Annotated in this window: 16 protein-coding genes; 11 read left to right on the top strand and 5 right to left on the bottom strand. The window is 48.6% G+C overall.

Going from position 1 to position 11,986, the window contains the following annotated elements:
• Positions 1-814, top strand: an 814-nt coding sequence (locus ACO1NT_RS15950; RefSeq protein WP_449049732.1) for a pirin family protein, incomplete at its 5' end; no start/stop codon positions are given.
• A 52-nt stretch (positions 815-866) separates the two neighbouring features.
• Complete coding sequence (locus ACO1NT_RS15945) at positions 867-1,547, top strand: HAD family hydrolase (protein WP_449049731.1); 681 nt, start codon at positions 867-869, stop codon at positions 1,545-1,547.
• Here ACO1NT_RS15945 and ACO1NT_RS15940 read toward each other — a convergent pair.
• Positions 1,544-2,452: an NAD(P)/FAD-dependent oxidoreductase gene (locus ACO1NT_RS15940; RefSeq protein ID WP_449049730.1), complete on the bottom strand. Its 909-nt coding sequence runs from the start codon at positions 2,450-2,452 to the stop codon at positions 1,544-1,546. The two genes, ACO1NT_RS15945 and ACO1NT_RS15940, sit on opposite strands and share 4 nt — an antisense overlap.
• 156 nt (positions 2,453-2,608) lie before the next feature.
• Between ACO1NT_RS15940 and ACO1NT_RS15935 the strand changes: the two genes are divergently transcribed.
• Both ACO1NT_RS15935 and ACO1NT_RS15930 read left to right on the top strand, forming a co-directional pair.
• Positions 2,609-3,178, top strand: a complete 570-nt coding sequence (locus ACO1NT_RS15935) for a DUF4256 domain-containing protein (RefSeq protein WP_449049729.1) — start codon at positions 2,609-2,611, stop codon at positions 3,176-3,178.
• A gap of 51 nt (positions 3,179-3,229) precedes the next feature.
• Positions 3,230-4,357 carry a Gfo/Idh/MocA family protein gene (locus tag ACO1NT_RS15930; RefSeq protein ID WP_449049728.1) on the top strand — a complete coding sequence of 376 codons (1,128 nt, stop codon included), beginning with the start codon at positions 3,230-3,232 and terminating at the stop codon, positions 4,355-4,357.
• 26 nt (positions 4,358-4,383) lie between these two features.
• Here the strand turns inward: ACO1NT_RS15930 and ACO1NT_RS15925 are convergent, their stop codons facing one another.
• The 3 genes from ACO1NT_RS15925 to ACO1NT_RS15915 all read right to left on the bottom strand — a co-directional run bounded on the left by ACO1NT_RS15925 (position 4,384) and on the right by ACO1NT_RS15915 (position 6,989).
• Positions 4,384-5,106, bottom strand: a complete 723-nt coding sequence (locus ACO1NT_RS15925) for a methyltransferase family protein (RefSeq protein ID WP_449049727.1) — start codon at positions 5,104-5,106, stop codon at positions 4,384-4,386.
• A gap of 4 nt (positions 5,107-5,110) precedes the next feature.
• Positions 5,111-5,845 carry a carboxy-S-adenosyl-L-methionine synthase CmoA gene (gene cmoA / locus ACO1NT_RS15920; protein WP_449049726.1) on the bottom strand — a complete coding sequence of 245 codons (735 nt, stop codon included), beginning with the start codon at positions 5,843-5,845 and terminating at the stop codon, positions 5,111-5,113.
• Between the two features lie 88 nt (positions 5,846-5,933).
• On the bottom strand, positions 5,934-6,989 hold the full coding sequence (locus tag ACO1NT_RS15915) for a nucleoid-associated protein (protein WP_449049725.1): 1,056 nt from the start codon (positions 6,987-6,989) through the stop codon (positions 5,934-5,936).
• Positions 6,990-7,216: 227 nt separating this feature from the next.
• Between ACO1NT_RS15915 and ACO1NT_RS15910 the strand changes: the two genes are divergently transcribed.
• Together ACO1NT_RS15910 and ACO1NT_RS15905 are read left to right on the top strand one after the other, a co-directional pair.
• Entirely contained in the window at positions 7,217-7,864 is a 648-nt protein-coding gene (locus ACO1NT_RS15910) for a YceH family protein (RefSeq protein ID WP_449049724.1), read from the top strand.
• A gap of 91 nt (positions 7,865-7,955) precedes the next feature.
• Positions 7,956-8,426, top strand: coding sequence for a universal stress protein (locus ACO1NT_RS15905; RefSeq protein ID WP_449049723.1), 471 nt, complete (start codon positions 7,956-7,958; stop codon positions 8,424-8,426).
• 96 nt (positions 8,427-8,522) lie between these two features.
• On the opposite strand, the gene ACO1NT_RS15900 is transcribed toward ACO1NT_RS15905, so the two are convergent.
• A complete protein-coding gene (locus ACO1NT_RS15900) occupies positions 8,523-8,873 on the bottom strand; it encodes a 4Fe-4S dicluster domain-containing protein (protein ID WP_325639466.1) in 351 nt (116 codons plus the stop codon).
• A gap of 158 nt (positions 8,874-9,031) precedes the next feature.
• On the opposite strand from ACO1NT_RS15900, the gene ACO1NT_RS15895 reads away from it, so the two are divergent.
• The 5 genes from ACO1NT_RS15895 to ACO1NT_RS15875 form a co-directional block, all read left to right on the top strand.
• A complete protein-coding gene (locus ACO1NT_RS15895) occupies positions 9,032-10,048 on the top strand; it encodes an acyl-CoA reductase (RefSeq protein ID WP_449049722.1) in 1,017 nt (338 codons plus the stop codon).
• 40 nt (positions 10,049-10,088) lie between these two features.
• Complete coding sequence (locus ACO1NT_RS15890) at positions 10,089-10,292, top strand: fructose-6-phosphate aldolase (RefSeq protein WP_449049721.1); 204 nt, start codon at positions 10,089-10,091, stop codon at positions 10,290-10,292.
• Between the two features lie 4 nt (positions 10,293-10,296).
• On the top strand, positions 10,297-10,977 hold the full coding sequence (locus tag ACO1NT_RS15885; protein ID WP_374742832.1) for a cell division ATP-binding protein FtsE: 681 nt from the start codon (positions 10,297-10,299) through the stop codon (positions 10,975-10,977).
• Between the two features lie 144 nt (positions 10,978-11,121).
• Positions 11,122-11,703: a nucleotide exchange factor GrpE gene (locus ACO1NT_RS15880; protein ID WP_449049720.1), complete on the top strand. Its 582-nt coding sequence runs from the start codon at positions 11,122-11,124 to the stop codon at positions 11,701-11,703.
• Between the two features lie 13 nt (positions 11,704-11,716).
• Positions 11,717-11,986: DnaJ domain-containing protein (locus ACO1NT_RS15875; RefSeq protein ID WP_449049719.1), on the top strand; the 270-nt coding region annotated here is incomplete at its 3' end.

The raw sequence follows: 11,986 nt of genomic DNA, 5'->3' as shown, positions 1-11,986 counted from the left end.
TTTCATGGACCACGCCGGCCCGGTTAATAACCCATTGGCTACGCCGGCGGATATGGATGTGCTACCGCATCCGCATATCGGCTTATCAACCGTGAGTTACCTATTCGGTGGCATGGTAACGCACCGCGATAGCTTGGGTGTGGAGCAGATCATCCGTCCAGGCGAGGTAAACTGGATGACAGCAGGTAGCGGCATAGCCCACTCCGAACGATTTGAGGACCCCGCATCGTTGGCGGGCGGCCTGGAAATGATACAGACATGGGTGGCGCTGCCCGAACGTGACGAGGAAGCAGCACCGTCTTTTACCAATTACAAACCGGAACAATTGCCGATTTTCACTGACAAAGGTATCTGGATGCGACTCATTGCGGGCAACGCCTATGGTCTGAAAAGTGACGTGCATACCCACTCACCGTTATTCTACCTCCATGTTGTTTTACAGAAAGACGCCCTTTTCGGCCTACCACAACAACACGCGGAGCGCGGATTTTATGTGGTGAAGGGAGCGGTTGAGGTTGGTGGAGTTACTTACAGCGCCGGAAAGATGTTGGTATTCACCAAAGGCGTCGACCCTCGTATCATCGCTAAGGAGGAGGCAACTACACTGATGCTCCTCGGCGGGGAGCCTTTGGGCGAGCGGTTCATTTGGTGGAATTTCGTTTCTTCACGGAAAGAGCGCATCGAACAAGCGAAAGAAGATTGGAAGCAGGGACGCTTTGTTTTGCCACCCAATGATAATAACGAATTCATTCCATTGCCTGCCGATAAATCCCGGCCGTCCGACAACCCACCACGGCCGGAACCACTATCATAAGCCCGCACGATCCGGTCGATACCGTGAATCGGTTTTCGTACCTTTGCAGCATATGGAAGAACACGATAGGATAGGACACTGGAAAGCCGTATTATTTGACCTGGATGGTACCCTGATTGACTCGGAATGGTTTTATTATAAGGCTTGGCGGAAAGCACTGGAGCATTATGGGTTTGCACTGGATGGCGATATGTGGCAACATGAATTGGCCGGCAAAACCGATGGCCAAGCCTTGGAACACCTGCATAACAATTATGGCTTTACGGTAGACAAGACAGCATTCTATGACCGTACACGCGCGCTCATTGCGGACCTGCATGAGGTAGAGACCGTATCGCTGATGCCGGGTGCAACCGATCTGATCAATTTTCTGCACAAACGGAAGATTGTTATGGCGGTAGTAACTTCCAGCAAACGGGAGGTCGCCAACTACCACTTGGAACGGAATAACCTACGCCACTTTTTTTCGACGGTGGTGAGCCGTACGGATGTGCACCAACCAAAGCCGAACCCAGAACCTTACCTACGTTGCGTAGCCCAACTGGGATTTGAGCACGACGACTGCCTCGTGCTGGAAGATTCCGTAACGGGTGCCACCGCCGCTAAGGCTGCTGGATTAACCTGCTTCGGTGTGCAGACACACCTGCCGATTAGGCGTGCGTTGCCAGCAGATCGATCCTTCGACAACCTGCATGAAGTAAGGGAGTTTCTGGAATCGCTCGTTGCCGGCTAAAAGCCTTCATCGACCAACACTTTATTGACAGTGGCGCCCGTGAAATTGCCCGCCGCCACGGCATTGGCAACCGACCGCATGGGACTGGCGTTGTCTCCACATGCATATATTCCTGCAACGGTTGTTTGTTGAGAATGGTTTACTTTGACGTGACCATGCTCAGTGAGTTCGCATCCTAATGAAACGGGAATATCGGAATGTTGGACAAAAGGAACGGCGGCATACAGGGCGTGGAACGGCACCGTGTTACCATCCTCGAACACGACGCCTTCAAGGCGGCCGTCCCGATGAACTATTTCAATGACGTTGGCATCGATAACCTCGATGGCGTGTCGCTTTAAACCCGCGAACTGATGGGATGTGAACGTCGGAGCACCCGAGGTAAGGATAGCCAGTTTATCGGTGAGGTTATTTACAAGCGATGCCAAGTGAAACGCCCGGTCTCCATTTGCCAGAATGCCTGTTCGCTGGTCACGGAACTCGTACCCGTGGCAATAGGGGCAATGGATGACAGAAATGCCCCAACATGGAGCAAAACCCTTGATATTAGGTAGCCGGTCTTCGATCCCTGTTGCGAAGATTAACTTTTTCCCAATAGCGATAGCACCCGATTTCGTGGTAATTGTGAAGCCACCGGTGGTTTTTACCGCACCTAGCGCCACGTCATCCAAGAAATGTACTGTTCGATACCGCATTACCTGCTCGCGTGCCTTCCTGCCGATAGCCAACGGTGCCTCGCCATCCTGAGTGATGAAATTGTGCGAGTGCGGCGTTTGCCGATTGCAGGGCAGCCCACTGTCGATAACCAACACGTTTCGTAAAGAACGGCCCAACGCCATTGCAGCCGACAAACCGGCGTAGCTTCCCCCAACAATGATCACATCGAAATAATTAGTTCGTGCCATCCGGCAAAGCTACACAATAATACGCAACTATGTTGCAACAAAAACATCCAAGTGAAATAAATATTTGCCAATACCGTCTTTTAGTTCCGCCGTTATTACTATTTTTGGATAGCTGGTCGTTATACACGACCATTACGAATCGAATTAACCGACAAGATGGCGCCGACAAAAAAAGAACTGACTCCCGAACAGCGAGACGAATTACTCAACACCTTACGTGAACGATTTGAGAAAAACATGCATCGCCATAAAGGCCTCGATTGGCGTGAAATACAAGCGAAGCTTGAAGCTAAACCGGGGAAATTATGGATTCTCGATGAGATGGAAGTGACCGGTGGCGAACCGGATATCGTGGGCTACGACAACAAGTCGGCGACCTACATGTTCGTTGACTGTGCTGCGGAAAGTCCGAAGGGCCGCAGGAGCCTTTGTTATGATCGTGTTGCGCTCGAATCGAGAAAGGCCCACAAACCGTCGAACAGCGCCATAGACATGGCAACCGAAATGGGTGTGGATTTGCTTACCGAGGAACAATACCTCACTTTGCAGCAACTGGAAAGGTTCGATACAAAAACATCCAGTTGGTTGAAAACACCCGATGGTGTTCGTAAGCTTGGTGGCGCCATTTTTGGCGATTGCCGTTTCGGAAGGGTATTCGTTTACCACAACGGTGCCGACTCGTATTACGGCGCTAGGGGATTCAGGGGCATATTGTATCTCGAATAAACAATCGGGTCAGTTTGAGGTTAATTTGAAAAATAGCATATAGATACCATCATGAAAAACTCCCGTCGCGATTTCCTGCAAAAACTGGCCGCTTCAGCTGCCACCCTCCCCTTTCTCTCGTCTTACCATACCTTTGCCAACAGCGGCTTGCGGCCCATCACATTATCCCAAAGTCCGACGCTAAAAGTGGCATTAATGGGGCTTGGCGGCTACGCTTCGCGGGTCGCGGAGGCGATGCAATCTTGCAAACGTGCCAAAATAACGGGGCTCATCAGTGGAACCCCGGAAAAATTGGCCGATTGGGGCAACCGATTCGGTGTGCCTGAGACAAGCCGGTATAATTACGAAAATTTAGACCGCATCAAAGATAATCCGGAAATTGATGCGGTATATGTGATTACGCCCAACGCGCTCCACCACGACCACGTAATCCGCGTAGCCAAAGCAGGAAAACACGCCATTTGCGAGAAACCAATGGCACTTAACGCCAATGAAGGGCAAGAAATGGTAGATGCCTGCACCCGTGCTCGCGTAAAGCTGTTGGTCGGCTACCGGATGCATTTCGAACCGAAGACGGTAGAAGTGGTGCGGATGCGAGCTGCGGGTGAATTCGGTAAGATAAAGTTTTTCCAGGGGCAATGCGGCTTCCGGATCGGCGATCCCAATCAATGGCGATTGGATAAAGACCTCGCCGGAGGCGGCGCGATGATGGATATCGGCATATACGCCATAAACGGCTCGCGTTATATGGTCGGTGAAGAACCGATATGGGTAACTGCCCAGGAAACTAAAACGGATTCGGTAAAATTCAAGGAAGGGGTCGACGAAACCATCCAGTTCCAACTGGGATTCCCGAGTGGCGCTGTGGCATCATGCCTATCCACGTATAATATGAATTACCTGGACCGCTTTTTCCTCAACGGTGAAAAGGGCTTTGCGGAAATGCAACCTTCCACGGGTTACGGCCCCATCAAAGGGCGCACCAACAAAGGTGAACTTACGCAACCGCATGTGACCCACCAGACCTTACAAATGGACGCAATGGCCGGTATCATTTTAGATGGCGATGTCCCCATCGTACCCGTAGACGGCCATGAGGGGCTGAGGGACCTCAAAATTATCGACGCTGTTTACCGAGCCGCTGCAACAGGCATCAAACAGGAGCTGGAATTGGGTTAATCAAACGGTGGGTGCAACTTATTTTCTTACACCGTTGGCCATGTGCCCGATTTCTTGAGATAACGGATGGTGCCATAATAACAGGCCAATACCAATACGGCAATCATAAACCACGTGTTCCGCGTGGCAGCATCCCATGTCCAGTGGGTGTATTTGAACACCAATATCACAACGATACAGAGCATCCATACCACTTGCGTATTATATTCACGCATCAGCCAGCGTCTCCAGGAGAAATGCATACCCGAAATGGTTTTTCCCAGTCCGATAGGATTGATTAGCCACCTGTGCACCCGCTTTGTATAGGCGTCGAAGTCGCTTCCGAACTTATTCCGTAAAAAATGTTCCTCGGCCAAAACGATGGCTTGGTAAATGAACAGGAACAGCGGTATGAAAACCAGCATATAAAGCATGGAATTGACCAGAATGCCCACGCCCACAAGCATTAAGATATTACCCACATAAAGCGGATTGCGGCAATGCGCGAAAATACCATTCGTTACCAATGTATTGGCATACACTTTCTTGTCTTTGCCGCCCCGAACGATGTAAGCCAAAGCTATGGTAGCACCGCGGATCAGCTGCCCCAATATGGTAACCAGCAAGCCGATGAGTAAGGGATAACGATAATAGTCGGGACCTAAGGCCGCCTCGCTGAAAACCGGTGCAAACGGGATGAATAGCGCCAAGTAGAGAAAAATAAATAGAAAATTCCGGTACTTGAAAAAAAAGTTGCCTATCTGAACCATGTTACTAGTTTTTAATGGCAACGAACCCGGAGAAATTATACCATTTGAAGAACACTTCGGTATGGCTGAAACCTGCTTCCATTAGCATTTTTATGTTTTCACTCAATTTATAGGGTATCAACACATTTTCAAGGGCTTCCCTCTTCTGTGAGATTTCGAGCTCACTGTAATGGTTACGGCGCTTATAATCGTAATAGTATTTGATGAAATTGCGGTTGAACAGGCTGTCTTCCGCCAGGATTTTCTCGGAGATGATGAGTACCCCTCCCGGATTGAGGCCCTCATAGATGCGTCGGAGCAATTTTTCCCGGTATATCGGGCGTACGAATTGCAAGGTAAGGCAAAGGATGACCGCCGAAGCGTTCTCGATGGAAAAATCCTGGTGGAGATCGGCATTCTTTAGTTCATAGGCGCGCTTAAGCTTCGCCTCTTTTAATTTTTGGGTACACTTTTGGAGCATGTCTTTCGAATCGTCTATCCCCACAAAACGGATACGCTCATCCACCAATGGGTCCAAATGCAGAAAAGTTGTCCCTGTTGAACACCCTAAATCATACACGTTCGTGTTTGGCATCGCAAACTCACACGCTTGCTCGATGATCATTCGCTGGATTTCGTTGTAATAAGGGACGGAACGCTCCACCATATCATCAAACGCATTGGCTACGGTAGCGCCAAACTTAAAGTCCGAAGGTTTCTTGATTACCTCGTTAAATACGTCATCCTTTTTTTTCGTCATACAATTTATCAGGCTACATCATTTGAATGGCGACCAAAGTAGCCGCGAAATCTGGAAAGAATCTGGAAATAAAGAACCGGAAAACGTGCTAGTGTTCCTCCTTAAAATACACTTTATAATAACTCATCCCTTTTTCTTCGTCAAACCCCTTTTCAATATACTCTCTTTTTCCGTGCACATAGATATGGAAGTTTTTATCCAATTTCAACACACTTTTGTATGTCGCGTTTGCTTTCTTAACGGCTCCGGGCGCAATATCAAACTGCTCCCCGAAGGGCGACTCGTGATCGGTTTCAAATTGCTGGCGATAGTCACTGAAGAGGGCTGCCGCCTGCGGATTACCCAACACTTCTTCTTCAAACTCTTTTGCGTTGAACGTATCTTTTTCCTTGAAGTAATCCATAGAGCGGTTCAGCAAATCGATCTTATCGGTACGCTCCAGTTCAAATGTTTCATCCAACCCTTTATCCACGAATGTTTTGTAAACCTTCAGGAAATTGCCGGTTTTATGGAAGTCGTCGTTGCGTATACGAACCCCCAGAAAGCCATCTTTCCAATAGGCGGCTTCTTGTTGTCGGTTGGTTTGGTCAATGGCCAGTACTTTGTACCCCTCTCCCTCTTCGGTATGGACAATGACACATCCCTTATCGAGTTTATTGATGTTGATAGCTTCCCGCTCGTACCCCAATTCAAAGGAACTTTGAATCGGCGACACCTTAAGGAAAGGCTCCTTGCTTTCGGATTTGAATATCCCGATGGCATCATGCTCCTCCCCCTCCAATTGCAGCCGGTTCAGGTGGGCTACATAGAGCTCCCCGCCTTTGATATTCGCGTGGTCCGAAGCCTCAAATAGGTGTTTGCACAACTGTTGCCCCAACGAATGGAAATCCAGTTTACCTTCAAAAAACGACTTTGAAAAATGGTATACCTCATTCAGTTCAAGTGTTCCACTAGCATGGGTGAGTCGATATACTTCGTTTACCTTCGCAAATGGGCTGAGAAAATAATGTGTGAGTAGCTTCGTGAGTTGTTCATCTTCCAAAACAAGGGGCGCATCACTGAGGGCATAAAATTCGTCGCGTAATTTATTGCCCACGCGGTGGACAGCCAGTTGGTTGATCGTTGTATCGGTATAGTAAAACATCTTCTTTGTTATTATGAATCGCATTCAATCATCATGGGGAATTTTTTCCACCGGAAAACCATACCGACGGGCAGTACGTGGGAAAAAATGAATGGCGGCTAATCTTAAACAATGCGCATTGATTTGATGCGGCGAAGATAACAATTGAGACGCCTTTTTCACACAAAGTTGTTTAATTGGGATAATTATTCCATTTTTGAAAGGTAACGAATTGACAAAGCCAAACCATGGATACAACACCACTACTCCCCGTCCTTTCTGCCGAAGAGCAGCGTGTATTGGGCGCCTTGATGGAAAAATCTAAAGCAACTCCTGAATACTACCCGCTTACCCTCAATGCACTGGTCGCCGCATGCAACCAGAAAACATCCCGCAAACCGGTCGTTCAATATGACGACAACACCGTTATAACTACGCTTGATGCGCTCCGGAAAAAAGGGATGGTCTCGACGGTGGTTGGCGGTTCCAGCCGGGTTACCAAATACAAACACAATTTTGCGGTTGTATATCCCGTCATTCCAGCCGAAATCGCCATCATCTGCCTTTTGCTGCTACGTGGGCCACAGACGCCGGGCGAGTTGAACACCAATTCAGGTAGATTGTACGAGTTCGAATCACTCGAGGAGGTACAGGCCTTCCTCGATAAACTGGCCGAAGCTGACCAGCCGTTTGTAAAACAACTACCTAAACGCGCGGGACAAAAAGAAGCCCGCTATATGCAACTGCTGGGTGGCACGGCGGCGCCGGAGGATGACGATTCGATCACGGAAGGCGTGGACACTTCCTCGGGGCTGGCGCCACGTTTGGCAAAAGTGGAAGCCGAACTCGCTGCTTTGCGGGCCGAATTTGATAAATTGATGCAGGAATTATCCTAGCAGTACGATATGTTAAAGTGCCGGTAAAAAACCAAAATGAATATATAGTTGTTATATTTATGGAAGTAATGGAGTAATAATCCCGCTAGTTATGGAAACAAAATCAGTGGTTTATAATCGCATACTCATCGCCACCGATGATAGCGAGTGTTCGAAAAAAGCATTGCAGCACGGCTATAGCCTTGCGAAGACCATGGGTGCATCGGTTGCACTCATCCACGTCATCGAACCCGCCGCACCGACCAATTACGGTGCAGACCCTTTGATGGGACAGCAACCGATCATTATTCCTGAGACCACCGAGATACAGGAGGAAAATTCCAAATCCATGCTAAATGAAATAAGCAAGGGGTTTGAAGATCTCAAAGAGGTCTTCACCTTCAACCGGATCGGCAATCCAAAACAGGAAATCCTTACGGTTGCAAGTGAATGGGCCGCGGATCTCATTATCATGGGTACGCATGGGCGCACCGGCTTTGACCACTTCATTTCGGGCAGTGTTTCGGAAAGTGTCACGAGGAGGGCTTCCTGCCCCGTATTGGTCGTTCCCGGTAAGTGCTAAAGGAGAACAGCCTCGCTAGATGCCGAATGTAACAAGGCCCCCCATGGAATGTTGGGGGGCCTTGTTCTTGTTGGGGGAGATGAAGCCGCACGGGCATTATTCGGCATGCAACCAAGCTTTCTTGGCTAACAATTCGTCTTCCGTTTCGCGGACATCCTCGTCATCGACGCAGCAATCTACCGGACATACCGCAGCACATTGGGGTTCATCGTGGAAACCCACGCACTCCGTACATTTATCCGATACAATGTAATAAACTTCATCCGATATGGCGGCTTGTTCTTCATCGGCATCGAGCGTAGTGCCATCGCCAAAATCAATTACCCCACTCAGGCTAGTTCCCTCAGAGAACCGCCAACTTACCCCTGCATCATATATTGCATTGTTTGGGCACTCGGGCTCGCAGGCCCCGCAATTTATGCATTCATCAGTTATCTTAATTGCCATCTAACTCTTACGCTTACGTATATGATAAAATAAAAAAACCTATTTTTGCAACTTGATCAAAAAGTTCACTACAAAATTAGTCGTCTTTTTGTTGCTAAACAAATTTAAAGGCAAATATACAACAAATATTACGTAACGACGACCTTAATATTCGCATTTTGACAAAGAAACAACGTATAGAGGCATTCACCAAACTGGGTAATTACCTACTGTCAGACGTTCCCGAATTACATCAGGTGGTTGAATCGGCTTACCGCAACAACCCCTGGTTTACGACGCAAAACACATACCGGGCATTGAGGGCTATCGCCCAACAGTTATCGGACGAGAAGCTCCGAACCTGGCTGGCCCCCTACCCCTTCGATACGGATACCGATAAGACCGCTGGGCTGGTACTGGCGGGCAACATCCCGTTGGTGGGTTTCCACGACATCCTCTGTGTGCTCGTAGCGGGATTCAACGTATCGGTGAAGATGGCAACAGTAGATCCTGTACTTACCCCTCACCTATTGGCCAAGCTACAGGAAATCGAACCGGGTTTTGCCAAAAAAATAAACGTAACTGACCGCTTGGCCGATTTCGATCTTGTCATTGCTACGGGGAGCGATAATAGTTCGCGGTACTTCAACTATTATTTTGGACATAAGCCACACGTCATACGTCGAAACCGGAATAGCGTTGCCATCCTGTCTGGGATGGAAAACGAAGAAGAACTACGACGACTCGGTAGCGACATTTTTGATTACTTCGGTTTAGGCTGCCGCAGTGTATCCAAATTGTTTGTGCCGCAGGGTTACGACTTCGCAATATTCTTTCGAGGCATCAGCTCATTTTCCGATATCATCAACCATCATAAATACGTTAATAACTACGATTACAACAAATCCATCTACCTGATCAATGGCGATACCCATTTTGATAATGGCTTCGTATTAATCAAACCCGATGAACGGAATGCGTCGCCGCTGGGGGTGCTTTACATGGAAACGTATCCATCGAATGGAACCCTCGTGGACCGGCTGAATGAACTGGCCACCCAACTGCAATGCGTGGTCAGCCAAAAACCATTGGCCATTGCTACGCCGGTGGTCGGGTTTGGCCAAAGCCAGCAACCGGCCCTCGACGATTATGCAGATGGTGTGAATACCTTGGATTTTTTGGCGGCCCACCGATGAAGTCTTTATCTTTCACGTAATAATGCTAACTTTGTACACCATGTATGTCATCAAAGTCAAGGGCGTTGCCAAAATACCGGATTATGTCCAGCTTCGCGATGACGCATTTACATTGCTGGCTTATTTCCGGGTAGATCGGCCGGATAAGTCCCTCGAAAAACTGGGGATGGGCGAAAAGGCTGCCGACATCATGGAAATTGTCAAAGAAATGCCTTTCGGACAAATTAGGAAATTAGAACTGTAACTATATGATCGGCGATACGGTAATCACACTCAAAAATGTTGATATCTACCAACCCAAACACCTCGTCCTCGCTAACGTGAACCTGACCATTGATAAAGGTGAATTCGTTTTCCTTATCGGCCAAACAGGTAGCGGCAAGAGTAGCCTGCTCAAAATCATTTACGGCGATCTGCATATTGCCAGCGGTGAGGGGATGGTTGCCGGGTTCGATCTGAAGAAACTCAGCGAACGTGAAGTGCCGTTCCTGCGCCGCAAGCTGGGCATTGTTTTCCAGGACTTCCATTTATTGACTGATCGCACCGTCGAAAAGAACCTGGCCTTCGCCCTGCGGGCAACGGGCTGGAAAGACAAAAACCTAATCAATAACCGGATGCTGGACGTGCTCGAAAAAGTCGGCCTCCGCTCCAAGCTCAAAAAAATGCCGCACGAACTCTCGGGTGGTGAGCAGCAACGGGTGGTCATTGCCCGTGCATTGCTAAACAATCCCGAAATCATACTCGCCGATGAACCTACGGGGAACCTCGACCCCGAGACCTCAGAGGAGATTGTTCTCCTGTTGAAAGAAATCAGCCGGGGCGGTACATCCATCTTGATGGCGACACACGATTATCAAATCATCCGAAATATGCCCTCGCGCATCATCAAAACAACTGATGGCATGCTGCAGGACAATGTGTCAATATAGTTCCGTACTTACGGCATCCACCTTTACGAATACGTCACTTTTAACATGTTTCATGACGAGATACTGACAGGGTGACCGAATTTTGCCAATGGCAGCGAAATTGCGGTTACAAGCGGCAGTTGACAATCCTATTTGATGACAGCGATGGCAAGGAATAAAAAAAAACAAAACCTCGACGATAATAACGATATGATGGGAAACCAAGATGCCCCCGTGCCGGAAACTCCGGAAACGGATGCTACCTTAACCAAAGAAGATTTGGTTGCCGACGAAGTGGAAGCAACGGCACAGTTGCGTGACGAACTCGGTGCGGCCAATGACAAGTACATGCGCCTGTATGCCGAGTTTGACAATTACAAACGCCGGGTAGCAAAAGAGCGTATCGAACTGATGCAATCGGCCGGCAAAGATGTCATTGCCAACCTGCTGCCCGTATTGGACGACCTGGACCGGGCATTGAAAGCCTTTGAAACAGCTACGGAAGTCGCCCCGATACAAGAAGGCGTTTCGTTGGTCACCCAAAAACTTAAAACCATTTTGACGAACCAAGGACTGAAAGAGATGGAATCTATCGGGAAACCTTTTGATGCTGACTTGCAGGAAGCGATCACCAATGTGCCTGCTCCCAGCGATGACTTGAAGGGCAAAGTGATTGACGAGATTGAAAAGGGTTATTTCTTGCACGATAAGGTGCTGCGCCATGCAAAAGTTGTTGTTGGAAGTTAATGGATAAGTAAGCATGGCAAAAAGAGACTATTACGATATATTAGGCGTTTCGCGCAATGCCGATCAGGCCGAAATCAAGTCGGCCTATCGCAAACTGGCTATCAAACACCATCCCGATAAGAATCCGGACAACAAAGAAGCTGAGGAGAAATTCAAAGAGGCAGCTGAAGCCTATGAGGTATTGAGCAATGCCGAAAAGCGCCAGCGGTACGATCAATTCGGTCATGCCGGTGGTCCTTCCGGAGGCTTTGGCGGAGGGGGTATGAATATGGAAGACATATTC

The sequence above is a fragment of the Parapedobacter sp. genome, assembly GCF_053550995.1.
The sequence above is the reverse complement of the archived record's forward strand: the minus strand, read 5'-3'. Positions and strand labels throughout refer to the sequence as shown.

Coding starts and splice junctions, on each gene's coding strand:
- ACO1NT_RS15910 (WP_449049724.1), top strand. CDS start 7,217: ATGGATACAACACCACTACTCCCCGTCCTTTCTGCCGAAGAGCAGCGT.
- ACO1NT_RS15880 (WP_449049720.1), top strand. CDS start 11,122: ATGGCAAGGAATAAAAAAAAACAAAACCTCGACGATAATAACGATATG.
- ACO1NT_RS15885 (WP_374742832.1), top strand. CDS start 10,297: ATGATCGGCGATACGGTAATCACACTCAAAAATGTTGATATCTACCAA.
- ACO1NT_RS15945 (WP_449049731.1), top strand. CDS start 867: ATGGAAGAACACGATAGGATAGGACACTGGAAAGCCGTATTATTTGAC.
- ACO1NT_RS15930 (WP_449049728.1), top strand. CDS start 3,230: ATGAAAAACTCCCGTCGCGATTTCCTGCAAAAACTGGCCGCTTCAGCT.
- ACO1NT_RS15935 (WP_449049729.1), top strand. CDS start 2,609: ATGGCGCCGACAAAAAAAGAACTGACTCCCGAACAGCGAGACGAATTA.
- ACO1NT_RS15905 (WP_449049723.1), top strand. CDS start 7,956: ATGGAAACAAAATCAGTGGTTTATAATCGCATACTCATCGCCACCGAT.
- ACO1NT_RS15900 (WP_325639466.1), bottom strand. CDS start 8,873: ATGGCAATTAAGATAACTGATGAATGCATAAATTGCGGGGCCTGCGAG.
- ACO1NT_RS15940 (WP_449049730.1), bottom strand. CDS start 2,452: ATGGCACGAACTAATTATTTCGATGTGATCATTGTTGGGGGAAGCTAC.
- ACO1NT_RS15890 (WP_449049721.1), top strand. CDS start 10,089: ATGTATGTCATCAAAGTCAAGGGCGTTGCCAAAATACCGGATTATGTC.
- cmoA (WP_449049726.1), bottom strand. CDS start 5,845: ATGACGAAAAAAAAGGATGACGTATTTAACGAGGTAATCAAGAAACCT.
- ACO1NT_RS15915 (WP_449049725.1), bottom strand. CDS start 6,989: ATGTTTTACTATACCGATACAACGATCAACCAACTGGCTGTCCACCGC.
- ACO1NT_RS15925 (WP_449049727.1), bottom strand. CDS start 5,106: ATGGTTCAGATAGGCAACTTTTTTTTCAAGTACCGGAATTTTCTATTT.